General features: G+C 42.6%; 19 protein-coding genes and 1 tRNA gene. 14 read left to right on the top strand and 6 right to left on the bottom strand.

The genetic code is table 11. The features are described from left to right. The first annotated feature begins 422 nt into the window (after positions 1 to 422). The 10 genes from ACHUET_RS10895 (at position 423) to ACHUET_RS10850 (ending at position 11,777) form a co-directional block, all read left to right on the top strand. Positions 423 to 1,478, top strand: coding sequence for a porin (locus ACHUET_RS10895; RefSeq protein WP_394212759.1), 1,056 nt, complete (start codon positions 423 to 425; stop codon positions 1,476 to 1,478). A gap of 192 nt (positions 1,479 to 1,670) precedes the next feature. Then, positions 1,671 to 3,305 (top strand): CTP synthase, encoded by a 1,635-nt coding sequence (locus ACHUET_RS10890; RefSeq protein ID WP_371531960.1) that lies wholly within the window; start codon positions 1,671 to 1,673, stop codon positions 3,303 to 3,305. A gap of 214 nt (positions 3,306 to 3,519) precedes the next feature. Then, positions 3,520 to 4,395, top strand: a complete 876-nt coding sequence (gene kdsA, locus ACHUET_RS10885; RefSeq protein WP_394212757.1) for a 3-deoxy-8-phosphooctulonate synthase — start codon at positions 3,520 to 3,522, stop codon at positions 4,393 to 4,395. A 27-nt stretch (positions 4,396 to 4,422) separates the two neighbouring features. After that, positions 4,423 to 4,677 (top strand): heavy-metal-associated domain-containing protein, encoded by a 255-nt coding sequence (locus tag ACHUET_RS10880; protein ID WP_238038162.1) that lies wholly within the window; start codon positions 4,423 to 4,425, stop codon positions 4,675 to 4,677. 232 nt (positions 4,678 to 4,909) lie between these two features. Continuing rightward, positions 4,910 to 5,134 carry a heavy-metal-associated domain-containing protein gene (locus tag ACHUET_RS10875; RefSeq protein ID WP_394212755.1) on the top strand — a complete coding sequence of 75 codons (225 nt, stop codon included), beginning with the start codon at positions 4,910 to 4,912 and terminating at the stop codon, positions 5,132 to 5,134. A gap of 345 nt (positions 5,135 to 5,479) precedes the next feature. Further along, positions 5,480 to 7,837, top strand: a complete 2,358-nt coding sequence (locus ACHUET_RS10870) for a heavy metal translocating P-type ATPase (protein WP_394212753.1) — start codon at positions 5,480 to 5,482, stop codon at positions 7,835 to 7,837. Positions 7,838 to 8,162: 325 nt separating this feature from the next. Further along, positions 8,163 to 9,479: a phosphopyruvate hydratase gene (eno, locus tag ACHUET_RS10865; protein WP_277077771.1), complete on the top strand. Its 1,317-nt coding sequence runs from the start codon at positions 8,163 to 8,165 to the stop codon at positions 9,477 to 9,479. 158 nt (positions 9,480 to 9,637) lie between these two features. After that, positions 9,638 to 9,946, top strand: a complete 309-nt coding sequence (locus ACHUET_RS10860; protein ID WP_058024088.1) for a septum formation initiator family protein — start codon at positions 9,638 to 9,640, stop codon at positions 9,944 to 9,946. A 130-nt stretch (positions 9,947 to 10,076) separates the two neighbouring features. Further along, entirely contained in the window at positions 10,077 to 10,811 is a 735-nt protein-coding gene (gene ispD, locus ACHUET_RS10855; protein ID WP_394212752.1) for a 2-C-methyl-D-erythritol 4-phosphate cytidylyltransferase, read from the top strand. A gap of 357 nt (positions 10,812 to 11,168) precedes the next feature. Beyond that, complete coding sequence (locus ACHUET_RS10850) at positions 11,169 to 11,777, top strand: BLUF domain-containing protein (RefSeq protein ID WP_394212750.1); 609 nt, start codon at positions 11,169 to 11,171, stop codon at positions 11,775 to 11,777. Positions 11,778 to 12,065: 288 nt separating this feature from the next. On the opposite strand, the gene ACHUET_RS10845 is transcribed toward ACHUET_RS10850, so the two are convergent. The 3 genes from ACHUET_RS10845 to pyrC form a co-directional block, all read right to left on the bottom strand. Further along, a tRNA-Glu gene (locus tag ACHUET_RS10845) sits at positions 12,066 to 12,141 on the bottom strand. Between the two features lie 531 nt (positions 12,142 to 12,672). Then, positions 12,673 to 13,452, bottom strand: a complete 780-nt coding sequence (rnt, locus tag ACHUET_RS10840; protein WP_394212748.1) for a ribonuclease T — start codon at positions 13,450 to 13,452, stop codon at positions 12,673 to 12,675. A 164-nt stretch (positions 13,453 to 13,616) separates the two neighbouring features. After that, positions 13,617 to 14,687: a dihydroorotase gene (gene pyrC / locus ACHUET_RS10835; protein WP_394212746.1), complete on the bottom strand. Its 1,071-nt coding sequence runs from the start codon at positions 14,685 to 14,687 to the stop codon at positions 13,617 to 13,619. Between the two features lie 293 nt (positions 14,688 to 14,980). On the opposite strand from pyrC, the gene ACHUET_RS10830 reads away from it, so the two are divergent. Further along, positions 14,981 to 16,219 (top strand): argininosuccinate synthase, encoded by a 1,239-nt coding sequence (locus ACHUET_RS10830; protein WP_394212744.1) that lies wholly within the window; start codon positions 14,981 to 14,983, stop codon positions 16,217 to 16,219. 146 nt (positions 16,220 to 16,365) lie between these two features. Here ACHUET_RS10830 and ACHUET_RS10825 read toward each other — a convergent pair whose 3' ends face one another. Beyond that, complete coding sequence (locus tag ACHUET_RS10825) at positions 16,366 to 17,646, bottom strand: hypothetical protein (protein WP_394212742.1); 1,281 nt, start codon at positions 17,644 to 17,646, stop codon at positions 16,366 to 16,368. Between the two features lie 141 nt (positions 17,647 to 17,787). Between ACHUET_RS10825 and ACHUET_RS10820 the strand changes: the two genes are divergently transcribed. Beyond that, complete coding sequence (locus ACHUET_RS10820; protein ID WP_394212741.1) at positions 17,788 to 18,303, top strand: L,D-transpeptidase family protein; 516 nt, start codon at positions 17,788 to 17,790, stop codon at positions 18,301 to 18,303. 230 nt (positions 18,304 to 18,533) lie between these two features. On the opposite strand, the gene ACHUET_RS10815 is transcribed toward ACHUET_RS10820, so the two are convergent. Both ACHUET_RS10815 and ACHUET_RS10810 read right to left on the bottom strand, forming a co-directional pair. Further along, on the bottom strand, positions 18,534 to 20,120 hold the full coding sequence (locus ACHUET_RS10815; protein ID WP_394212739.1) for a CYTH and CHAD domain-containing protein: 1,587 nt from the start codon (positions 20,118 to 20,120) through the stop codon (positions 18,534 to 18,536). A gap of 153 nt (positions 20,121 to 20,273) precedes the next feature. After that, entirely contained in the window at positions 20,274 to 21,860 is a 1,587-nt protein-coding gene (locus ACHUET_RS10810) for an isocitrate lyase (protein ID WP_394212737.1), read from the bottom strand. A 650-nt stretch (positions 21,861 to 22,510) separates the two neighbouring features. On the opposite strand from ACHUET_RS10810, the gene ACHUET_RS10805 reads away from it, so the two are divergent. Continuing rightward, entirely contained in the window at positions 22,511 to 23,500 is a 990-nt protein-coding gene (locus ACHUET_RS10805) for a LysR family transcriptional regulator (protein ID WP_058025743.1), read from the top strand. 366 nt (positions 23,501 to 23,866) lie between these two features. Further along, positions 23,867 to 25,240, top strand: coding sequence for an NAD-dependent succinate-semialdehyde dehydrogenase (locus ACHUET_RS10800; RefSeq protein ID WP_394212735.1), 1,374 nt, complete (start codon positions 23,867 to 23,869; stop codon positions 25,238 to 25,240). Positions 25,241 to 25,250: the final 10 nt, after the last annotated feature.

Below are 25,250 nucleotides of genomic sequence, written 5' to 3'. Positions count from 1 at the left end.
TATAAGTAATGATATTAATTAATAAAAGCGCTATCTGCTTGAGTAGATAGCGCTTTTTCTTATTGCTATCTGAATTTTATGGATGACTTGTCATTTGATACTGGGTGTATCGAAAAAGCGAAAAAATATGTTGCAAATTATGTCAAAGTTGTTATGCTTGTACTCGAAGTATGAGTTTGGTAACGGATGTTACGCAATGGAGTGATAAAGACAACAGGTTACACGGCAGTTACGCTCTTAATCCCAGTCATGTAAATTATTGTTCTTTTCATCTTGCTGTAATAAAGATTCGCCACACTTGTTTCTGACTAATCTCGGTAGCCAGTTACACATTATATCTTTGAGGATTTGTGACGATACCATTATGGGCGCCAGCTAATAATAGCTTGCTCATTACTACAATTGTAAAGTGGAGATACCCCATGAAAAAACTACTTTTAGCTACAGCAATCGCAGCCCTATCTGTATCAGCAGCCAATGCAGCACCAACCCTATACGGTAAAGCTTTTTTAGCAGCTGACTATGAGAATGCTGAATTTGATGGCCCTGCTGGCAGCATGTATGACGAAGATACAGTGCAGATCAACTCTCATGCTTCACGTATTGGTCTTAAAGGCTCTGAAGCCATGACTGCTAATACTGATGTTATCTATCGTTTAGAGTACGGCACAAGCATTGATGGTGATAATGCTACTTTTAGTAACCGTGATACATATCTTGGTGTTGTAAACAAGCAGTTCGGTGAGTTCCGCGTTGGTAAGAACCAATCAAGCTTAGCTAGAATTGACAACGTTGTTGTTAACCAAGGTTACTGGGATAATCTAGGCCAAACTGAAAATGAAAGTGAAGTTGTCAATGCATTAAACATGGCGGATAGTGGTCGTATCAATAGTTCAGTTATTTGGACTGCACCAAAATACGACGGCCTACCACTACAGCTTTCTGCTATGTATAGCTCTGATGATCAAAATGGTAATGACGATGCTGGCTTTGGCGTTGCTATGTTATTCGATCAAGGTACTGGTTTCACAGCTGGTATTGCATACGATAAAGATCAGAACATCAATGGTGAAATCATCCGTGGTACAGCTACTGTTGATCTAGGCAAATATATGGCAGCTCCTGTTACTTTAGGCGCATTATACCAAGTAGGCGACTACGATGGTGCCGATAAAGATGAGAAAGGTCTAGTTATCAGTGCTCAAATGGGTTTAAATAATTTTGCTCGTCCAGCATCTGTGTACGCACAGTACAACAAAACTGACAACCTAAATGGTCTTAATAATGCTGATTCAGACCAAATCGTTGTTGGCGGTAAATACATGTATAAAGACAACATCATTGCTCATGCCTATGCTGGCGTAAACAATGCTGATAATGTTTCATTCCGCTCTTTAGATGTTGATAACAACATCATCCGCACAAGCGGCGATGCGCAAGTAGTTGTAGTTGGTACTGGTCTAGAATACTTATTCTAGTATGAACTAGAATTTGACGTTAAAAAAACTCATCCTTCGGGGTGAGTTTTTTTGTTGTATGGAGTATGAATAACAGAAAAATGTTTATCATCAATATGAAAAATAAGAGTTTCAGATAGTTTGCATTTTTGCCCTATATTTTATGGCGTATTTTTAGTAAAATCCTTCTTTACCAATTACCGACAGAGTACTATGACCAAGTTTATATTCGTGACCGGTGGGGTAGTGTCCTCACTAGGAAAAGGTATCACCGCAGCCTCTCTTGCAGCGGTCTTAGAAGCACGTGGCGTGACTGTCACGATGACCAAAATGGATCCGTATATTAACGTCGATCCAGGTACGATGAGTCCGTTTCAGCATGGTGAGGTGTTCGTCACCGAAGATGGTGCCGAGACAGATTTGGATTTGGGTTATTATGAGCGTTTTTTACGTCACTCAAAAATGAGTAAGAGTAATAACTTTACCAGTGGCCGTATTTATCAGAACGTGTTGAATAAAGAACGCCGTGGTGAATATCTAGGCGGTACTGTACAGGTTATTCCGCATATTACTGATGAAATCAAAAACAAAATCCTTGCCAGTGGCGAAGGGTATGATATCGCTATTATCGAAATTGGCGGTACGGTTGGTGATATCGAATCACTTCCGTTTATGGAAGCCGTACGTCAGATGCAAGTAGAGCTTGGCCGTAATAGAGCCATGCTAATGCATCTTACTTTAGTACCGTATATTGCTAGTGCGGGTGAGACCAAAACTAAGCCAACGCAGCATTCAGTAAAAGAGCTGCGCTCTATTGGCCTACAGCCTGATATCTTAATCTGCCGCTCTGACCATCATATCTCACAAGACAACCGTCGCAAGATTGCGCTATTTACCAACGTTGAAGAGCGTGCAGTCATTATGTGTGAAGATGCACAGAGTATCTATCAGATACCGCGTACATTGCACGAGCAGGATCTTGATGATCTAATTTGTGAGCGTTTCGGTCTTGATGTGCCTGAAGCTGATTTGAGCGATTGGGACAAAGTGGTTGAAGCTCAGTTGAATCCAGAAGGAACAGTAACTGTTGCGATGGTTGGCAAATATGTCGAGCTTCCAGATGCTTATAAGTCTATTAACGAAGCATTGCTACATGCAGGTATCACGCATAAAGTAGACGTGAAGATTGACTACATCGATGCTGAACGTCTAGAAGATGACGATACTTTACTTGCTCAGTTAAGTGATGCCGATGCTATCTTAGTACCAGGCGGTTTCGGTGAGCGCGGTACGATGGGCAAGATAAAAGCCATCACTTATGCTCGTGAAAACAACGTCCCATATTTGGGAATTTGCCTTGGTATGCAGTTGGCTGTGATTGAGTACGCACGTAACGTACTTAATATTAACGCTAACTCTTCTGAGTTTGATCGTAAAACAGCTGAGCCTATTATTGGTCTTATCACTGAGTGGTTAGACGAGCGCGGCGAGCTACAGATTCGTAGCGATGATTCAGACCTTGGTGGCACGATGCGTCTAGGCGCCCAGCAAGCAGAGCTAGTTTCTGGCAGTAAGCTAAGCCAAATTTACGGTGCCAGCAATATCACTGAGCGTCATCGCCATCGCTATGAGATGAATAACCGTTATATCGAGCCGCTAGAGCAAGCAGGTATGACCATCTCTGGTTATTCTGCCAAGCAGCATTTGGTAGAGTCGGTCGAGATTTCTGAACATCCATGGTTTGTTGCTGTACAGTTCCATCCAGAGTTCACTAGCTCACCACGTGGTGGTCATCCATTGTTTAATAGCTTTGTAAAAGCAGCGAAGAACCACAGCGAAGCAAAGTAGCTCTCAGAATGTAGTATATTGAAAGCGTTTATTATAAAAAAGACTGGTCTTGAGATCGGTCTTTTTTTTGGCTCAATTTTGAGCAATGCGAATAGTTACTTAATGATTATCGATATTGATGCTATCTAATTACGCTTGCATACTTTTTTTCATCAAGCTATCCGTTACAATATGGGACAGACATATTCATAATAAAATAAGAGGTAATGGCTAAATGGAAAATCTATTAACGGCGCAATCACACATTGCACTTAACACGCCTAATAATAAGACGATCAACATTGGTAATGATCAACCCTTTGTATTATTTGGTGGGATGAACGTCTTAGAATCTAAAGAGTTGGCGTTTGAGATTGCTGAGCAATACGTTGAGATATGTGAGCGCTTGGGTATCGGCTATGTGTTTAAAGCGAGTTTTGATAAAGCCAACCGCTCAAGCCTGCATTCATACCGAGGGCCGGGACTAGAGCAAGGTATCGATTGGCTGGGGCAAATCAAGGAAAAATTCCAAGTACCGATTATCACTGATGTACATGAGCCGCATCAAGCAGCACCAGTCGCTGAAGTTGCCGATATTATTCAGCTGCCAGCTTTTTTGTCGCGTCAGACGGATTTAGTCCATGCAATGGCAAAAACAGATGCCATCATTAATATTAAAAAGGCGCAGTTTTTAGCCCCTCATGAGATGCGTCATATCGTCAATAAGTGCCTAGAAGGTGGTAATGATAAGCTGATACTTTGTGAGCGTGGTAGTGCCTTTGGTTACAACAATCTCGTCGTCGATATGCTAGGTTTTGATACCATGAAGCAGATGGATATCCCCGTATTTTTTGACGTGACACATAGCTTGCAGCAGCCAGGCGCGCGTAGCGATAGTGCAGGTGGCCGCCGTGAGCAGATTACGACACTGGCACGTGCTGGTATGGCAACAGGATTGGCAGGGTTATTTTTAGAGGCGCACCCAAATCCAGAAACGGCGAAATGTGATGGACCATGTGCGCTGCGCATGAGCCAGCTAGAGCCGTTTTTGCGTCAGCTCAAGCAAATTGATGATTTGGTCAAAGGCTTCGATGTGTTAGATACGCATTGATACGGTAAGTGAAAAGAGGATTAAGCAATGGCAATTCAGATGGCAAAAGTCAGTATAGAAAATATCGACGATGAAGATGGTCTAGATAGCGTAATGACCGCTCTTAAAAATATCTCAGGCGTGACGGCTATCGATCTAGATCCCGTGCATGATGTCGCAACGGTCAGTTATGATGATACGGATACGAGTATCCATGCCTTAACGGCGGCGATTAGTATGGTGGACTATGTGACTCAGCCATTTCCTATCGATGCGCCGCAAAATCCGCATCATAACGATTAAGATATATGGGCGATCTGGATGCTACATAAGCAATGAGTAGCGCTTACGTTTTTATTAATAAGTTGCTGTCTTGTTAATAGCATCTCGTTAATAAAGTAACAACCAAAGTGTCTTGCTGTCGATGATGATAGGGCTTATGCTTGTTTGGTGGCGCTTTGATAGGTTTTGAGAAGTAAATATTGAAGAACAGCTATCAAGGCTACTTTTCACTAATAAAAATAAGGAGCCAACCATGGTAAGCCAAACACGTATTATTCAAATCGATGGCATGACTTGTGGCGGTTGCGTGGCAAGTGTACATACTGCTACTGCCGACATTGACGGTTTAGATACGATCACCGTTGATCTAGCTGATAATCTAGCGACGGTCACTTTTGATGATAGCAAAACCAGTGCAGAGGCCATTGCTACGGCTATTGATGATGCTGGATTTGAGGCAACAGTCGCTAACTCATAGATTGCATCATTTATTAAAAAACCAGCTATCATGTTATTACTAGCATGATAGCTGGTTTTTTTAATGGTTAACAATTTTGAGTATAGATTACGTCCCTAGCTGTCCTAGCTTGCTGCTATTTACTAAATGATTGAGGCTTACTTGAATAGATGATGATTGTGACCATCTAATAGCCGCCACCTGACGATATTACAATATGTCTGTCTATAATCACTGGATAGTCTAAACAGCGTATTCGTACTGATTGTTATCGTGTTTTACTTGTTTCATTTGATTTTTTTGTCAATCCACTGATATTTTATTATGGCTTCTATGGACATATAGACGCTATAAAGAGTTATTTTTATGAATGATGCTACCCATACCACTAATGATGAATCCTACGATGTCGAGACTGACATCCAATCAAATACGCCACTTGCGCCGCAACGTGCGCATCTGCAATTGGCGATTGATGGCATGACGTGTCAGGCCTGTGCTTCACGAATCGAAAAGGTGCTGAATAAAAAGCCTTCGGTGTATGAAGTGAGTGTGAATTTTGCTGGTGAGACGGCAAATGTAGATTATGATCCGACGCAAACGACGCCAGAACAGGTCACGGAATGGGTAAACAAGACAGGTTTTGTTGCCAATCTACAGGCCATCGACAGTTTATTTGCAAAAACAGATGAAGACACAGCCACCCAATATCCATGGCGATTGATTGGTTTATGGTTGTGTTTGGTGCCATTTTTGGTGGGCATGACAGGCATGTTGGTGGGTGCTGGGATGACGTGGATGCCGCCCATTTGGATTCAGTTTATTTTAGCGACGATTGTACAGTTTGGCTTTGCGTTACCATTTTATAAGAGCGCATGGGCATCTATAAAAGGTGGCCTTGCCAATATGGATGTACTGGTAGTGATAGGTACCGTGACGATATGGGCATATTCGACCTATCTGTGGCTCACTCACGGCGATGGAACGTTAAGTAGCCTTTTGCAAAGTGGACACATGGGCGGACACGTTGCTAGTAATAGTCCAGCCGTATATTTTGAAGCAGGGGTGATGGTTATTACTTTTGTGCGGACTGGTAAATACTTGGAGGAACGCACTAAGAAGCATAGCCTCAACAGCATTGATTTATTATTGTCATTAACGCCTGATGAAGTTGAGCAGCAGCAACCAAATGGCGATTTTCATTCTATTGCGCTGTCTGATGTGCAAATAGGCGATATCTTGCGTGCCAAGCAAGGCAGCCGTGTCGCGACCGATGGTATCGTCACAGATGGTAGCGGCTGGTGCGTGGAGAGTCACTTAACAGGTGAGTCAATAGCGCTCAAAAAAGAAGTGGGCGATGGATTGCTGGCAGGTGCTTTGGTGGAGAATGGTAGCTTGCTCTATCGTGTGAGTGCCAAGGGTAGTGACACCAAGCTGGGTGATATGGTGCAAGCGTTGAGCGATGCGCAAGGCTCAAAAGCTAACTTGGCGAGGCTGGCTGATAGAGTGACCGCAGTGTTTGTGCCAATTGTAGTGACCATTGCTTTGGTTACTTTTGGCTTAACATGGTGGCTGACAGGCATGGTCGATACTGCCTTGATGCACGCTGTATCGGTATTGGTCATTGCTTGTCCTTGTGCGCTTGGTCTAGCCACGCCAGCAGCCATCATGGCAGGCATGGGGGTTGCTGCGCGTCACGGTGTTTGGTTCAAAGACGCGCAAAGTCTCGAGGCGGCAGGCAATATTGACACAGTAGTGCTCGATAAGACAGGGACGCTGACGATTGGTAAGCCGACTATCGTCGATCAGGTCATGGTGGATAAGTCACTGGCCGTTGACGATGTATTGCAAATTGCAGCCAGTGTCGAAGCGCACGCCAGTCATCCATTAGCAACAGCTCTGATCAATACTGCTAAAGACCGCCAATTGTCTCTATTCAACGTGACTGATGTCAGTGTGATAAAAGGTGCTGGTATACAAGCGAATATCGAAGGGCTTGGGCTGATAAAAGTTGGTACGGCAGAGTTTGCGAACTTGACGTTGCCAAGATTTATGCCAAAAGTATGGCAAATCGCCAGTACCGTTGCGATTAGTATTAATGATGAGCCACTAGGCGCGTTTGCACTAGCCGATGACTTGAAAGCGGACACGCCAAAAGCAATCACTGCGCTACAAGATGCTGGTATCAATGTGATCTTGATGAGTGGTGATAAGCAGTCCGTTGTCGACCATGTGGCAGGGCAGCTGGGTATTGATAAGGCTTATGGCAAGATGAGCCCACGTGACAAAGCAAGCCAAATTGCATTATTGCAAACGGCTGGTCATAAGGTCGCAATGGCAGGAGACGGCGTCAATGATGCGCCAGCAATGGCCACCGCTGATGCCAGTTTTGCGATGTTTGAAGGGACTGACGTCGCGCAGCACAGCGCTTCTGCCCGTTTGATGGGGGAGTCGCTCATGCATATCGATGCCGCACAAAAAATCGCTCAAGCAACCCTACGCAATATCAAGCAAAATTTGTTTTTTGCCTTTATTTATAACTGTCTTGGTATTCCACTTGCTGCGTTTGGATTTTTAAATCCGATGATTGCGGCTGCTGCTATGGCGCTTAGTTCTATCTCAGTTCTGATGAATGCGCTACGATTGACACGCTTTAAAACAGAGGTTGAGCTAGATGATACGGTATCTGCCTCGCACACCAATAAAACGCGTTTGGTGAAATAATAATTGCTGTATTAGCGCTGATTTTTCATCAACGCAGACCAAACAAGTATTTGAGATATACCTATCTATGATGATATTTATGACCGCAAGTCAGTGTAAGATAAGGGAAGTTTGGTAAAATATATGCTATGATGCCAAGCACGATAGCCAACCGTTAATCTGTTCAATAAGGCTTCCTTCATATGCAAATATAGTCATATGGCAGAAAGGCTTGAAGGGATTCTGGATATATTGGCTATATGATATTTTGCTTTATCTTTTTTGTATGCTAGCTGCCGTTATTTATCTCACAAACTTGGCATGACCAAAGGAATTAACAGACATTATGTACGCTGAAGAAACCAACAACGTCACCGCAATTAAAGACATTCGCGCTCGTGAAATTTTAGACTCGCGCGGCAACCCAACTATCGAAGCTGATGTGATCTTAGCTGATGGCACTGTCGGCCGTGCTGCGGCGCCAAGTGGCGCATCAACAGGTTCACGTGAAGCGCTTGAGTTACGTGATGGCGACAAATCTCGCTATATGGGTAAAGGCGTCAAAAAAGCTGTTTCTAACGTCAATAGTCAGATTCGTAGTGCTTTGATTGACAAAGATGTGACTGAACAGCAAGGTATTGATGATGCCATGATTGCGCTAGACGGCACAGAAAACAAAGAGAGCTTGGGTGCGAATGCTATGCTAGCAGTGTCACTTGCTACGGCCAAAGCGGCTGCCAAGTCACAGAATCTGCCATTGCATCAGTATATTGCTAACTTGCGTAATCAGACGTCATTGACTATGCCTGTGCCAATGATGAACATCTTAAACGGTGGCGAGCACGCAGATAATACCGTTGATATTCAAGAGTTTATGATTGAGCCAGTTGGTTTTACCAGCTTTTCAGAAGCGCTGCGTGCCGGAACGGAGATTTTCCACAGCTTAAAGTCTGTATTGAAATCACAAGGTCTAAATACTGCTGTGGGTGATGAAGGGGGGTTTGCACCGAATTTGCGTAGCAACGAAGAAGCCATCACCGTCATCATGCAAGCGATTGAACAAGTCGGCTACAAAGCGGGTGAAGATATTCATCTTGCGCTAGACTGTGCGGCTAGTGAATTTTACAAGAACGGTCAATACGTCTTGGCAGGCGAAGGCAATAAAGCCTTTGATAGCCAAGGGTTCTCAGACTATCTCGTTGGGCTCACGCGTCAGTATCCCATTATCTCTATCGAAGACGGTCTTGATGAGTCAGATTGGGATGGTTGGAAGTATCTGACTGAGCAGATTGGCGATAAAGTCCAGTTGGTTGGTGATGATCTATTCGTAACCAATCCTGCAATCTTGCAAGAAGGTATTGATAAGCACATTGCTAATGCCATTTTGATTAAATTTAACCAAATTGGCACTTTGTCAGAAACGCTAGATGCGATTTATATGGCGAAGAAAAATGGCTACGCAACGATCATCTCGCATCGCTCAGGCGAAACTGAAGACAGCACCATTGCAGATTTAGCAGTTGGTACCGCTGCTGGTCAGATCAAAACTGGTTCACTATGTCGTTCAGACCGCGTTGCCAAGTACAACCAATTACTACGCATCGAGCAGCAAGTACGTGCAAGCTATCGTGGCCGTGAAGAGTTTATTGGTCTACGTGGTTAACAGACTGACTTGGCTTAACGTGTAATATGCGTCAAAAAGTCTAAGCTTAAAAGCCGAACTTATCATTGAATTTAGGCGATATATAATCATTTGTGTATCGCCTAATCATCTTAAAACTTTAATCTCATTCTTTCTATGTTGTTTGGCGTTGTCACCTTATGAAATATTTTAGCCAATTTATACTACTTGCTTTAGCCGTTGCAGTGCTTTTGGGATTGCAATATCAGTATTGGCTGGGAGAAAATGGCCATTTTGAACATAACAAGTTGACGGCTCAAATTGAAGAGCAACAACGCTTAAATGACAACCAAGTTGCAGCAAACAATCTATTACGTACCGATGTGCAAGATTTAAAAACTGGACTTGAGGCGGTGGAAGAGCACGCTCGCTTAGATTTGGGTTTAATCAAACCAAATGAAACTTTTGTCCAAGTATCAACTGCACCAACGACACATAGTAGCTATTAAACTATAGCTATCGATCTGTATGATGTGATATCAAGCATTATCATTGATTATAGAGCCATCCGTCATTCTTATCCTCTTCACTATCTCTCTTTAAACATATCGTCATGGATTCAACCATGAGTATCACACTATGAATAAAACCCCTAATATACATGCCATGATCGTCGCAGCTGGTCGCGGCAGCCGTTTTGGTGCGTCTATCGCCAAGCAATATACAATGCTAGAAGGTCAGACGTTATTGCAGCACAGCGTGGCTAGGCTTAGCCATAGCGATTATATTCATAAATGTCTATTGGTCGTAGCAACAGACGACAGCACAGCGCAGGAGCTAGAGTTTGAGCTTCCTATACATTATGCAGTTGGCGGGGCTGAGCGTTGGCAGTCAGTACAGGCAGGGGTAGAGGCCATCAGTCAGTCAGGCGCCGATGATTCAGATTTGGTACTCATTCATGATGCGGCACGTCCCGCTGTACCGAGTGTGGATGTCGAGCAAGTTATCAAAGCGGCGATGAGGGAGCCTTATGGTGCTATCTTAGCGACACCGGCGGCCGATACGTTGAAGACATCCTATCAGCAAACCACACCTACTGAGGAAGATAGACTTATTCCTTATGCGAAATGCACTATTGACCGTAGCAACATATGGCAAGCACAAACCCCGCAAGTTTTTCGTTTAGGTCAGCTGAAACGCGTCCTACGCTATGTATCTGAACATCAGCTCAGCATCACAGACGAAGCCAGTGCTTTTGAGCACTTAGAGCTACCTATACGTTTGGTGCCTGGTAGTCGACAAAACATCAAGCTTACGTATCCTGATGACGCCATATTACTGGCAGCAATTCTTAATATCCAATCCTTATGCTAATCAAATTTATAGATTTGCTTCGTATTTATATCAGATAGCTCGAGGTAATGAATGTCAATATCGCATCAATTTTACGGCAATTTTCAGCCTCAATAGAAGTTAAGATATATTAATTTAATATATAATATATATTTAAAACATGTTTTTTGTATATAAGCAAGGTTATTAATTAATAAGAGGTTGCTTTGATGACCAATCTAACCTATGATGTAACTAACTTAATACAATTAATATAAAAACTTATAAAATCAATAATATATCAGAGAAAATTATTACATTTAGTGATGTTTTCTCTATATTTTCTGAAGTTAGTATGATTGTTTTAGCGACATTTACCTAATAATAGGGAGAAGCTGATTGTCAACAATCAACGATTCGACAAATCCAGTAACGACAGATCTCTGCCAGCTTGTATATATAAGCCGGATTACTTCTACTGGTCTTTCAAGTCCTAGCACGCTTAATGACATCTCAGAGACCGCAGTTGAGCGTAACCATGCCGATAACATTACCGGTATTCTTTGCTATGGCAATGGATACTTTTTGCAATGTGTCGAAGGGTCAGAACAAGCACTAACAAATCTAAAAAATCGATTGCTAACAGATGATCGACATAAAGAATTAAAAATCTTAGACTTCTCGGAAATCACAAAGCGCCGTTTTGCCAGTTGGTCACTACGCTCTATTACACTTGAGCGCTGGATGACTAAAGAGTCTGAGCTCAAAAAACTGATGCCATTTAAGCCTTATGATTGGAATGCTAATGAGTGGCAGAAATTCTTAGATATTTTGCAAGAGTATTACGAAGAGCAGAACAGAACAGGCAATATCGATACAGCACCTATTAAGTATAATACTTTAGGCGTGACGTTGAGTAAGGTCGTTGGTCAACATCAGGCATTCTTTTTAATTCAGACGGTACTCGGCTTGATGATAGCTGCCACATTACTATGGCTAATGCTGTAATCGATAGATAGTATAATCATAGGAGTTAACTCTCTTATGATTTTAAGTATGTTCATACGATTGGTTATCGAGCTAAATACTAATTACATCTAGTTGAGCAGACGAACAAGAAAAAGCCAGCATTGATTCAATGCTGGCTTTTTTTATTTAAACAAATAGTTTGGATATTAAGAATAGCTTTGATGTTAAGATCAGGCATAAAAAACCCCACTCATAATATATTATGAGTGGGGTTTTTGGTGGTACCATTGTTAGTCTTATTGAGTGCTAACAAGTGACGCCAAATAGTGGCGTCCCCAGGGGGATTCGAACCCCCGTTACCGCCGTGAAAGGGCGGTGTCCTAGGCCTCTAGACGATGGGGACTAGTAACAACACTTCAACTGCTTTCACCATTTATGCTGAAGTGGTGCGTATTTTAATAGCGTCTGCGTTTCCTGTCAAGCCTTTTTCTACGTCTTTTTAAAATTAAATATCTTTTTTTAATTGCACGGCGAGGATGGAGATCATTGCGCTTTAAATGATACCGAATCCATAGGGAAGTACAAGCACTAATAGTTAAAGCGAGCAACATATAGCCTAGGATGGTTCCCCATAACTTAAGTTGTGGATCCATAATAAAGTCCCTCCTATTAGGCCTCGATAGTATTCGTTATCAAGGCAGAGTGAGTAACTTGAACTATCTATAGGATATAACTGCATCGCTTAAGCGCGACACTCATCATAAGTAGTCATATTAGCCGTCCAAAAATATGACATTTATTATCATACAAAATAATTCCATCTGCTTATCGTGATATCAATCATATCCCTATTGATTATCAAATCAAGATGTCAAAGTCATCAAGTATTACAAATAGCACTATTATCTATGATTGGCAATATATGATATGTGACTTATTCACTATCGTTATCAGCTGATGCTTCTTTAGCCTCTTCATTGTGCATCGCATTAGCGAGCATAGGATAATTATTGAGTATGTGACAGAACAGCTCGGCCGTCTTTTGAGTGTCATACAGTGCTGAGTGAGCATTTTTACCATCAAACTCGAGTCCTGCTGCCTTACATGCCCGTGCTAATACAGTTTGTCCAAAAGCCAGTGCAGACAAAGTCACGGTATCAAACACTGAAAAATTGTGAAAAGGATTGTGGTTCTTACTATTGGTACGTAGCACAGCTGCATTTAGAAATGACAAATCGAAATGCGCGTTGTGTCCAATCAGAACACATTGACGGCACTCTTCCTCGCGGCGTACTTCTTTTAAGCCTTTAAAGATACGGCGAAGGGCCGTTTTTTCATCTTCAGCAATGGCTTTACGCATTGGGTTGTTAGGATCGATGCCAGTAAACGCAAGGGCACTGGGTTCTAAATTTGCACCCTCAAATGGCTCAACATGAGCATTGAATGCCTCACCTGGATAAAATACGCCATGCTCATCAAGTAGTACAGGGATGCAGGCGATTTCTAATAGCGCATCAGTTTGAGAGTTAAAACCCGCTGTCTCGACATCGACGACGACAGGCAAAAACTTACGAAACCGGTCTTTTAGACTCAAGGGTGTTTGCTCGTCGTCGCCTTTGTCTTCAGTAGTAGCACTTGGGATTACGTTCAGGTCGTCATCCGTAGAATTTGAGACATCTGCGTCAGGCAAGGTTGCTGTATTTTGATTGGTCATATCAAGTTCAATCACTTTTATCAGTCGTGCTGGTATATGGAATTGCACATCATTATTTCATAACATCGATAACGCCTTTGCACTAAGGGTGTTTAGTACAAAGGTATCATTGGCATTATAGAAAAAATAATAGGTTGCTTTGTCAGTGCTATGCTGTGTGGCTACTAAACCTTAAGCGACCAAGGTAACGTTTCACCTGCCATGAGCGGCGTTAATGATGCACCATCAAAGTAAGGGTAGTCGTTCGGCACTTGCATAGGGGTATTGACAAGCGTAATGGTACTCTCGTTTAAAGGTAGACCGTAGAACTGCGCGCCAAAACGACTGGCAAATCCTTCTAGCTTGTCTATTTTGCCAACGCTATCAAAAGCAGTGGCATATAACGGTAGAGCGGTTGCTGAACTATAGCAACCAGCACAGCCACAAGCGGCTTCTTTCTTGTCGGTAGCATGTGGTGCAGAGTCGGTACCTAAGAAGAATTTCGGATTGCCACTCGTGGCCACATCTAACAGGACTTTTTGATGGCTTTCACGCTTTAAAATAGGTAAGCAATAAAAGTGCGGTTTGATACCACCAACCAATAAATGGTTGCGATTAAACATTAAATGCTGCGGGGTAATAGTGGCAGCAATATGATTGCCTTGAGCCAATACAAAATCCGCTGCATCACTGGTCGTTATATGCTCTACCACGATTTTTAATGTTGGGAATTTGACGATAATTTGTGCCAGTACTTCGTCTAAAAAGCGTTTTTCGCGATCGAAAATATCTATATGGTCTTGCGTCACTTCACCATGTATCAATAGTGGTAAATTGTACTTTTCTAGTGCTTCAAACACATCGACACAGGCATTGATGTTGGTAACACCATCGGCAGAATTGGTGGTCGCTCCAGCAGGGTAAAGTTTGACCGCTTGTACGATGCCTGACTGTGCAGCCAACTCGATATCTTGGGCAGTAGTATTGTCCGTTAAGTACAGAGTCATACGTGGATCAAAGGCTGATTTTCGCTCAAGACTTAAATCGCTTGCTGCCAAAGTTTCCATGATACGCGCGCGATAGGCCTGTGCATCATGTGCATTTTTGACTGGCGGCACAAGGTTTGGCATACAGATCACACGGTTAAAACTACCTGCTGCGTGCGGTACGGTCGTGCTCAAAGCCTGATCGTCGCGCAAGTGAATATGCCAATCATCTGGCTGAAGGATGGTTAATTCTCTAATCGAATCAGTCATAGTGTCAAAGCGCTCTATATCGTCAAATAAAGGAAAAAAAGAGGAGAATACTGTGCGACTATCATAACAGATTTGCCCAGTTGACTAAATATAAGGCGAAATATCTGTACATAATTCATTGAGTATTATTTAACCCGTTCTAAGATTTAAGCCAAAAGCACACGCCTTATGGCAGTTAGACTTTTGCCTATAGTAAATATGATGTACACTGAGCAGGTAATTTCTTTTTAACTTGCTTTCGATTTGATCTTAGCGCGTTTACTAAAACTAAATTCTCATAACAGGAGTTTTTCATGGCTCAACTTGATCCAAAAAATATTAATAAAATCGTATTGGCATACTCAGGTGGTCTTGATACCTCAATCATCGCTAAATGGCTGCAAGAAACCTATGATGCGGAAGTGATCACCTTTACCGCTGATATCGGTCAAGGCGAAGAAGTTGAGCCAGCAAGAGCCAAAGCTCAAGCAATGGGTATCAAGCACATCCATATCGAAGATTTGCGCGAAGAGTTTGCCCGTGATTACGTATTCCCTATGTTCCGTGCCAATGCTATCTATGAAGGTGAGTATTTACTCGGTACGTCTATCGCTCGTCCACTAATCGCTAAGCGTTTGGTTGAGATTGCTAAAGAACACAATGCCGATGCCATCAGTCATGGCGCGACTGGTAAAGGTAATGACCAAGTTCGTTTTGAGTTAGGTGCTGTCGCTTTGTCACCAGACGTGGTAACGATTGCTCCTTGGCGTGAGTGGGATCTATCAAGCCGCGAAAGTTTGATGAAGTATGCTGAAGAGCATGACATCGCTATTGATTATGCAGGTAATAAGAAAAAATCGCCTTATTCAATGGATGCCAACTTGCTACATATCTCTTATGAAGGTGGCGTTCTAGAAGAGCCGTACACTGAAGCAGAAGAAGACATGTGGCGCTGGTCTGTCAGCCCAGAAGACGCGCCTGATGAAGCGCAATATCTAGAACTAGAATACAAGAAAGGTGATATCGTTGCTATCGATGGCGAAGCGCTAAAGCCTTATGAAGTCATGATTAAGCTGAATGAAATTGGCGGTAAACATGGTATCGGTCGTTTAGATATCGTTGAAAACCGTTATGTCGGCATGAAGTCACGTGGTTGCTACGAGACGCCAGCTGGTACAATTATGCTAAAAGCCCATCGCGGTATCGAGTCACTAACGCTTGATCGTGAAGCTGCCCACCTAAAAGATGAGCTCATGCCACGCTATGCAAAAATTATCTACAATGGCTATTGGTTCAGCCCTGAGCGTATGATGCTACAGGCATTGATTGACAAATCACAAGAATACGTCAACGGTACCGTACGTGTAAAATTATACAAAGGTGCTGTGAGCGTCGTCGGTCGCAAGTCAGATGATTCGTTATTTGACGAAAAAATCGCAACTTTCGAAGATGATGCGGGTGCTTACGATCAAAAAGACGCAGAAGGTTTTATCCGTCTAAACGGCCTACGTTTGGCTATCGAAGCTAGCCGTGGTCGCGATTTGTCTAAATAAGCATTTCGATTGTACGTAGTTAATTAAGTATTTAGTTCAATAGCAATAAAAAAGAGGCCTATATAAATAGCGCCTCTTTTTTTTATGGCTGATGCGTTTCTATCAAGACTCTGTTATGAACATCACTTTATTAACAGCACATGTCTTTATTGGGCTTGTGCTGTCTCTGCCGTATCAGACTCTTCATCGTCCATTCTCACAATAGCGACATCTTGTTGCTGACGTTCATCAGTGATATCTTGTGCTAATATTTCTTCGGTGGCGAGCACAACGCCATCAGACTTTTGCGATTGATACTTGAGCGTAGCGAGCGCCCCTAGTATACCGATGACAAGTATAATAATAAGAATGACAGGGTTTTTCCAAAGTGGCGTGGAAGCGTCATATTCTATCGGCTTTTCGCTCGTTGTCGCTGGCGTGTTGTCATTATTGCCACCGATCAATCCTAAGCTTACTAAAGGCGGCTTTGGTGGATTGGCGGGTTCAGAGTTGATGCGCAGGCGATTTCGACTAAGATAAATATCAGAGATTTTTGCCAGCTGTAATAACCAGCGCTGATGTGGCAAAGCAATAGCGTGCATCTCTTCAAATACCAGCATGTCGTTATGACGACCCTGCGGCAAGTTCTCCGGTGAGCGTCCAATAGCTTTTAGGTAATTACCCGTTGCCAATTGCATGTCTTGTACAGGTTCATGGTTTTTAGGTTCGAACCCTGTCAACTCGTACCAGTAGCTATCAAAAGGTGGCGGGGTGCTTGATAACTGCTCAGCGTTTAATAGCTTGAGTTCTGCACTCTCCGCATGATTTTCCAAAGGCTCTTTGTTTTCTACAGACTCTGTCAGTAGTGTAGCCGGCTCGCTGTTAGCACGCTCTGACTCAAGAGTAGGCACTGCTTGCGTTTGCTCATTGCTAAACCGTGCTGCGGACAAAAACTGTGGTTGTAGGGCAAACCATTTATTCATCTCGTCACTATCGAGTTGACTGTATTCTGCCAAGATAGCCAATTCTCGAAGGACAATCACGCATAAAGAGGTGAGTAAGATTTGAACTTGCTGCGTTTTTGCATGAATATCTTCAGCAATATGGTCACTGATTTTTATCACACGGGCGCTGTTATTAAAAACGGCATCTGCCGCATCGTTTCGGTGATATAACGTCGCCTTGAGAGTCGCAAAATTCATTGAGTTGTATTGTCGTAACTCTTTGACAGCAGCACGTCCAAATAGTCTTTTGCTGAGTGCTTGTCCTTGATGTTGCTGCTGATAGGCAAGAAGTGCGCTCACAATAGCTTGTAAACTGGCATCCATTGCCAGCCTCGCTTGTGGCAACGAGAGCTGTGCGGCATCAGCCAAAAGTGGCAGCATAGGCTTGGTATCATGATATAAAAAATCATACATCGACACACGTGTCGGTGAAATAGTCGTCATAATCTGCTAGCATCAAAAAGTGTGCCTCTATATTACGGTGCCAAAAGCATTGACACAATCCCTTGATAATAGAAATTTTGAATCAGTTTTACCAACTACCTTAACAGTCATCTTATGGATGACTGATAGCGGGAAGCATTTATGACGAATAATGAAACTTTTAATAAGCATCTAGTGATTAACATTGCTAAGCAGACATTAACAATACATAAGCAGCAAGCTGAGGTCACTGAATACACCGTCTCTACGGCGAAGAACGGTATTGGTAGTCAGCAAGATAGCGGTTGCACGCCTCTTGGTAAGCATAGTATTGCAAAAAAAATAGGCGGCAGCGAGCCTATGAATGCTGTTTTTGTGGGCCGTGTGCCAACTGGCGAGGTATATGATGCCGCTCTTGGCACGTTACATCCTAAACGTGATTGGATACTGAGCCGTATTCTTTGGTTGAGCGGTTTGGAAGAAGGCTCGAATAAAGGTAGCAACAGTCAAGGCGGCTGTGATACTTATGAGCGCTATATCTATATCCACGGCACACCAGATACTGAGCCGATGGGTATACCGCTTTCACATGGCTGTATACGTATGCGTAATACAGATATCGTGAAATTATTTGAGCAAGTCGAAGAGGGTATGCCAGTAATGATCGTTGCAGATTAACTAAGATTAATCGTACTCATTATTTCTAAATTATATTTATTTATCGGTATTTGAGCCGAAAAATCCGATGACGGCTAAGGATGGTAGTGAAAGGTATAAATATTGAACGATAAGATCAAAGCGAAAAATAAAATGGTTTATTTATAAAAAAGGACAGCTTCATTGATAAAAGCTGTCCTTTTTACTAAGCAATGTATCTTTACCGAGGTATCTTTACCGAGTAATACGTTTTACCAAAATGTTGAGCTGTCTTTAAATTTGGCCAAACGCGTTTCGATATAACTTGGGTCATCTGTGAGCATGGCAGCAAACCAACCTGCACCGTATAGGGCATTGGCATCTGTGGCCGATTTTAGGGCATAGAGTTGTTGATATTGATTTTCATCATTGCGTTGCTCTAGCGCTATTTGCGCTTTTATCAGACGCTTTAACCAGCGCTTGGTTTTCTTCTTGGCTTTTTTCTTACTTAGCAAAGGCGCAGAGAACTCACTTATGTAGCGTAGCGCTTTTAGGTGATCGCATAGTAGCGCTTCGTCTTGATTATCCTCAGAGATATCGGTATCAACATCTACGTCATCGCTCACAATCTCGGTATCAATCACTTCATCAGTGTCTTTATCTGCTTTGAGGCACTTTTTATATTGTTTCGATAAAATTTTTGCTAGCTTGTCGAGAGCAAGTTTATCCGCTTGAGGCTCAATACTAGGGTCACTCATGGTAAAGGCAATCAGCTCTAGCAAGGTTAGCTGAAAGTCATTGGCTTGCAGCGTATTGATCGGTGTGATTTTTATATCTTCTATATCTGTTGTCCATTCAACAGTAGGGGCTCCGAGTGCCTGTAGCTCAGGTTCGATATAGGCCTCGATATGAGCGAGTTGGTAATAATTGTCAAGCAAGGTCGAGGTTTGCTTTAGTATCGGTAGCCATTCTGGGTTTATTTCATCGGAAAATTCAGCAAATGCTGTTAATGCAACTTGCATACGATCAATACCAATGCGTGTTTGCAAAATATGTTCGTGATCAATACTTCCAGCGACGATAGCACTACTATTTGGCAATATCTGTAATAGACAGTTATGTACGGCTGCTCGTATAAAGGCGGGCATGCTACTGTTTTTGTTCACATCTAGTTGGCTTAGGTCAGCGCCAACTGCTGGACTGTGTTTCTGTCCGTTGATGAGCAAGCCACCGTTCTCAGCTTTGGTCACGGTAGATAGACACAGCTTGTAGCGTTTGCACCATGTTTTGGCTGTCGTAAATAAAAAATCTATATCTCCTGACACCAATTCGAACTCTATCTCCTGAATGGTTTTTCGCTGAGAGTCGTCAGTACCATGGACAATTTCTCCATGATCGTAAGCCATCTCGATACAACTATCAGTTTCGTCACTATTATCTTCTGTGAGCAATCGAGTGGTGCGCTCGACGTCGGTAACATACAGTCTTGTTAGGTTTTTTGCTAACTTTTTGAGTTTAAAGTCAGCCAGCGCAGAGGTGACAGGAGTGTCTGCATATATCGTCAAATCAGGCATCAGCTCGTTATTATCAAGCATTTCCTGTACTTGCTTATCGTCTAACACAGCGTTGTGCTCCAAACGAGCGGCAATGCCATCGCCACCAGCTTTGATGGTTTGTACCCATGTATCGCCTTCTTTACGAATACGCAGACCGATACCTGCCTGTGCAAGCTGCTGATCAGGGGTATCGTAATAATGTGCAGCCAGTGGTGTCACTTGTGAGGATTTAACTTTTGCTTGACGCATTAAACCCTTTAGACGTGACTCTGGTACCAAAAACTTCAGCTCTATCTCTTGCATATTGGCTCCTAATAATTCTGACTGATGGCTTTGATTGACGGTTTTGCTTGATAATTATTAGTCTACCATTCTCTGATTATTTAAACCGCAATAAAAAACCGCCCTACATGATGTAGGGCGGTTTTTTAATAAATACTGCTAGTCTGTCAGTTATTAGAACTGGTTCATCGTGTTCTTGCCACCGCCAGCTTTCAGTGCGTTATCGCCTGAGAAGATTTCTTTGTGGTCATCGCCAAGGTCAGAACCAGCCATTGCTTGGTGCTTAACACAAGAGATGCCTTCACGGATTTCTTTACGTTGTACGCCAGCTGCATAAGCAAGCATGCCTTCTTCACCGAAGTAGCCTTTAGCAAGTTCATGAACGCTAAGTGCAGTGGTGTGGTAAGTCGGTAGCGTGATTAAGTGATGGAATACACCAGCTTCACGTGACGCATCACGTTGGAAGTTCTTAGCGGCTACGTCAGCTGCAGCATCAAGCTCAGTACCGTCGTAATCAGCACTCATCAAGTCATCTTTATTGTATGCAGAGATGTCTTTGCCTTCTTCTTCCCACTGTGCGATAACTTGCTTACGGAAGTTAAGCGTCCAGTTGAACGATGGGCTGTTGTTGTATACAAGTTTCGCTTTAGGCTGTTGCTCTTTGATACGGTCAACCATTGATTTGATGTGTGCAACGTCTGGAGTCGGTGTTTCGATCCATAGTAGGTCAGCGCCGTTTTCTAGAGCAGTGACACAGTCAAGTACAACGCGGTCGATGTTAGTCTCTTCACGGAATTGATATAGGCCGTTAGGTAGACGAACTGGACGTACTAGTTTGCCGTTGTGCTTAAGTAAGCTATCGTTTTCTTTTGCATCTTCAAGAGATACTTCTTCCATTTCGATGAAATCGATGTATTTAGAAGCAAGGTCGCCTGGCTCATTTGATACTGGGATTTTTTGCGTGAGTGATGCGCCCTCAGAGTCAGTACGAGCAACGATAACGCCGTCTTCAACACCAAGCTCTAAGAATGCATAACGGATAGCGTTTAGCTTAGAGATGAAATCTTCATGCGGTACGGTGACTTTACCAGCTTGGTGACCACATTGCTTAGCATCAGATACTTGGTTTTCAACCTGAATGGCACAAGCACCAGCTTCAATCATTTGCTTAGTCAATAGGTAAGTGGCTTCTTCGTTACCGAAACCTGCATCGATATCTGCAATGATTGGCACAACATGCGAATCAAAGTTTTCGATTTTTTCTAAGATTGCTGAAGTGTCTTGGCCAGCTTCTTCAGCAGCGTTTAGCTCACGGAAGTAGTCGTTCAACACTTTAGCATCTGCTTGACGTAAGAACGTGTAGATCTCTTCGATTAGCTTAGGTACTGACGTCTTTTCGTGCATAGATTGATCAGGTAGTGGACCAAACTCAGAGCGTAACGCCGCTACCATCCAACCTGAAAGGTAGATATAAGTTTTAGAAGTCGTACCGAAATATTTTTTCTTGGCATACATGGTTTGCTGTGCCACAAAACCATGCCATGCACCTAGAGACTGTGTGTACTGAGACGTATCATTGTCATAATCTTCCATGTCTTGACGCATGATTTTTGCAGTATACTTTGCGATATCCAAGCCCGTTTTAAAACGGTTTTGTGACATCATACGTGCGGCATCAGTCTCGCTAATGTTCTGCCAGTTGCCGTGCTTTTGCTTTAATTCACGTACTAGGTCGATCGCTGATTTATATGCAGTTGACATCTATAGTCTCCTTGGTAGGGTGTAAAAAATAAATTGAGCGTTAAAATAATAATTTGTGTTGTCAATAAATTCGGTAGTAGTGGTATCAATACCTCGTAAAGGTCTTCTTTACCCTAAACAAACCTGTGCATTAATACAAGAAGATTGCTGAACTCAGCAGTTGACAAATAATTGCTGATTTATAGTGCTGATTCAGCTTGTCCAAGTATATCAAAGGGGTTTGAGTATTTAATAAACAGCGTTGTCATAATTAACAACAAGAGATGTTACAATTATACTGACACTTGGTAATGTTTCACTGTCGAGATAAACCATTACTATGCTATTTAACTATGTTGTTTTTTGGACGATAACCCGTTCATAAAACTCAGGTTTGTGGTCTGTACCGCAAATCCTTTATGGGACTCACTATAACTGCCTTACCAAGATTTATCTAATTTATGATACTTATCTTTAGTATTTTTATAGGTTATAATGTAGTTATAACAGTATCTTATGGTGATGGAATTGAGTTATGCTGAGTATCTTTTGCGGTAAAACCAATAAAAATTCGCAAAATTATACTGTCCTAGATCGAAAATCACCATTCCAGCACTGATAATACCAAGCGTGCCGTGGTGCTTATCTTTTAAAAGCTAAGAGAAATACATATGAATTTGCAGCGGGTTGATTTAAATTTATTAGTCCATCTAGATGTGTTGCTACGAGAAAAAAACGTCACTCGCGCAGCTGAGCAGCTTGGTATCACCCAGCCTGCCATGAGCAATATCTTGCGCCGTTTGCGTAAGTTATTTAATGATCCGTTGCTGGTGCGCTCATCTGAAGGGATGACACCGACTGAGCGCGCCCTTGAGTTGCAGCCACGCATCCGTGAGATACTTGCAGATTTGACTCAAGTCCTAGAGCCGCGCACTGAATTCCGTCCTTATAGTACGTCACGCGTCTTTCGTATTATGACGTCAGATTATGCTGAGGCGACTTTGGTGCCGAAGCTAGTGAAGGCGTTACGTTCGGAAGCACCCAACGTCATTTTGGATTTTTTGACACCCTCAGATGTCTCTTATCGCGATATGGAACAGGGGCGTGTTGATTTGGCGATCAATCGTTTTAATGAGATACCACAAAGCTTTCATCAGGTTTTAGTATGGCGTGATACGTTTAGTTGCTTGCTGTCGTCTGAAAGTCCTTATGCCAATCGTTTTAATCTGAAAAACTACCTTAAAGCACAGCACGTATGGGTATCTAAAACAGGGATGGGCGTGGGATTTGGGGTTAATCCAGAAAAATCAGGCGGCCTAGGGTCTATTGATCAGGCATTGCAACGTTTGGGCCAAAAACGCCAAATTAGTGTCTTCACCCGCCACTATCAGATGCCAGCCATGCTTGCCGCAAATAAAGATTTGATAGCGACATTGCCAACCCGTGTGGCAAGAATGCAGGCCAATAACGACAGTATCATGATGGAAGAGCCGCCATTTTTTATTCCTGAGTTTGAGCTGACCATGGCATGGTCACCATTGCTACAGCACCATCCTGCTCACCGTTGGTTGCGTCAATTAATCATGCATGTGGCACGGCAAGTAGTGGCTGAGGAAGAAAATCCACCACAAGAAATACCTGTCATTAATCACTTGTTTTAATGAGAATTTTTATAAAGTAGTAAGTATTTTATAGTGAACAATTAGCTTACTTTGAATATTACTGTTTAACCTTTATTTGGTATATTCAACGAACCAAACCAGCCACTAGGCTGGTTTTTTTGTTTAGTATTGCTATGTAGTCTTAATCAATATTTAGCCATTCTTAATAAGACAGTCACACTATTAACATCTTCAACACACTTCACAATATATTGTAAAACTCTTCGCTAAATACCTTGTTATGATAGGTGCAGATAGAAAACAACTTATCGATTCATTTATTAAATTGTCCTATCGATGTAACACCAAATAATTAAAAGTGACAATAATACTAAATACATAAAATCAAATAATAAGGACATCCACATGTCAGATATTACTACTGTTAACCCAGCAACGGGCGAAAATATTAAAAGTTATGATTACATGAGCAACGACGAAGTTAACAAGATTGTTGATGCGTCACATAATGCATTTTTAGAATGGCGTACTGTGAGCCACGAAGAACGTGGTCGTGTCATTAAGTCTATCGGTGACAAGCTGATGGAGTACAAAGAAGAGCTATCTAAGCTTATGACTGAAGAGCGCGGTAAGCTATATGGTCAAAGTCAGCAAGAAGTAGATCTTTGCAAAGCAATTTGTGACTATACGTCTGAAAACGGTGTCGCGGCGCTTGCAGATGATGAGCGAGATATCGAAAGCATGAAAAAAGGTATCGTGACTTATCAACCAATCGGTGTCATCTATGGTATGCAGCCTTGGAACTTCCCAGCGTATCAAGTATTCCGTTATGCCATTGCTAATTTGATGGCAGGTAACAGCGTTTTACTTAAACATGCAGCGAACGTCACAGGTTCTGGATTATTGATTGAAAAAATATTCCATGAGTCTGAACTGCCAAATGATTTATTCCGTACGATTTTGATCGATCATGATCAATCAGAAAAGTTGATTGAAAATGACAAAGTACGCGGTGTAACGCTCACAGGTAGCGATGATGCTGGTCGTATCGTTGGTCAACAAGCGGCCAAAGCAATCAAAAAGTCAGTACTAGAGCTTGGCTCAAATGACGCCTTTATCGTACTAGAAGACGCCGATATAGAAACCGCTGTAGAAACCTGTACCCAAGCCCGTTTGATTAATAACGGTGAAACTTGCGTAGCAGCGAAACGCTTCATTGTCGTTGATAGCGTCTATGATGAATTCCGTAAACGCATTGTTGAAAAGTTTGAAGGTACAAAATCTGGCGACCCAATGGATGACAGCTCAGACATCGGTCCATTAGCGCGCAAAGATTTGCAAGAAAAACTGCATGAGCAAGTGGAAGAGAGTTTGAAAAAAGGCGCGACGATAGCCGTTGGTGGTCAATTACCAGAAGGCAAAAGCAGTTATTATCCAGCGACTATTTTAGAGAACGTTGAGAAAGGTCAGCCTGCTTATGACGACGAGCTGTTTGGTCCAGTAGCCTCGCTCATTCGTGCCAAAGACCAAGACGATGCGATGCGCATTGCGAACGACAGCCGTTATGGCCTAGGTGGCGCTATCTTCTCAAAAGATGAAGAAAAAGCGATTCGCCTAGCCAGTGAGCAATTTGATACTGGTATGGTGTATATCAATGGTTACGGTCTTGCCAATCCTGCACTGCCATTTGGTGGTGTGAAGAACTCAGGCTATGGTCGTGAGCATGGTGGATTTGGTATCAAAGAGTTTGTAAACATTAAAGCAGTACATGTATTTTAATAAACCAAAA

It is taken from the genome of Psychrobacter piscatorii (assembly GCF_043641605.1).
Classification (GTDB): domain Bacteria; phylum Pseudomonadota; class Gammaproteobacteria; order Pseudomonadales; family Moraxellaceae; genus Psychrobacter; species Psychrobacter piscatorii_C.
This window is presented reverse-complemented; position numbering and strand designations above follow the sequence as displayed.

Coding starts and splice junctions, on each gene's coding strand:
- kdsA (WP_394212757.1), top strand. CDS start 3,520: ATGGAAAATCTATTAACGGCGCAATCACACATTGCACTTAACACGCCT.
- ACHUET_RS10870 (WP_394212753.1), top strand. CDS start 5,480: ATGAATGATGCTACCCATACCACTAATGATGAATCCTACGATGTCGAG.
- ACHUET_RS10800 (WP_394212735.1), top strand. CDS start 23,867: ATGTCAGATATTACTACTGTTAACCCAGCAACGGGCGAAAATATTAAA.
- rnt (WP_394212748.1), bottom strand. CDS start 13,452: ATGACCAATCAAAATACAGCAACCTTGCCTGACGCAGATGTCTCAAAT.
- ACHUET_RS10890 (WP_371531960.1), top strand. CDS start 1,671: ATGACCAAGTTTATATTCGTGACCGGTGGGGTAGTGTCCTCACTAGGA.
- ACHUET_RS10815 (WP_394212739.1), bottom strand. CDS start 20,120: ATGCAAGAGATAGAGCTGAAGTTTTTGGTACCAGAGTCACGTCTAAAG.
- ACHUET_RS10895 (WP_394212759.1), top strand. CDS start 423: ATGAAAAAACTACTTTTAGCTACAGCAATCGCAGCCCTATCTGTATCA.
- pyrC (WP_394212746.1), bottom strand. CDS start 14,687: ATGACTGATTCGATTAGAGAATTAACCATCCTTCAGCCAGATGATTGG.
- ACHUET_RS10880 (WP_238038162.1), top strand. CDS start 4,423: ATGGCAATTCAGATGGCAAAAGTCAGTATAGAAAATATCGACGATGAA.
- ACHUET_RS10860 (WP_058024088.1), top strand. CDS start 9,638: ATGAAATATTTTAGCCAATTTATACTACTTGCTTTAGCCGTTGCAGTG.
- ACHUET_RS10805 (WP_058025743.1), top strand. CDS start 22,511: ATGAATTTGCAGCGGGTTGATTTAAATTTATTAGTCCATCTAGATGTG.
- ACHUET_RS10875 (WP_394212755.1), top strand. CDS start 4,910: ATGGTAAGCCAAACACGTATTATTCAAATCGATGGCATGACTTGTGGC.
- ACHUET_RS10810 (WP_394212737.1), bottom strand. CDS start 21,860: ATGTCAACTGCATATAAATCAGCGATCGACCTAGTACGTGAATTAAAG.
- ACHUET_RS10820 (WP_394212741.1), top strand. CDS start 17,788: ATGACGAATAATGAAACTTTTAATAAGCATCTAGTGATTAACATTGCT.
- ACHUET_RS10830 (WP_394212744.1), top strand. CDS start 14,981: ATGGCTCAACTTGATCCAAAAAATATTAATAAAATCGTATTGGCATAC.
- eno (WP_277077771.1), top strand. CDS start 8,163: ATGTACGCTGAAGAAACCAACAACGTCACCGCAATTAAAGACATTCGC.
- ispD (WP_394212752.1), top strand. CDS start 10,077: ATGAATAAAACCCCTAATATACATGCCATGATCGTCGCAGCTGGTCGC.
- ACHUET_RS10825 (WP_394212742.1), bottom strand. CDS start 17,646: ATGACGACTATTTCACCGACACGTGTGTCGATGTATGATTTTTTATAT.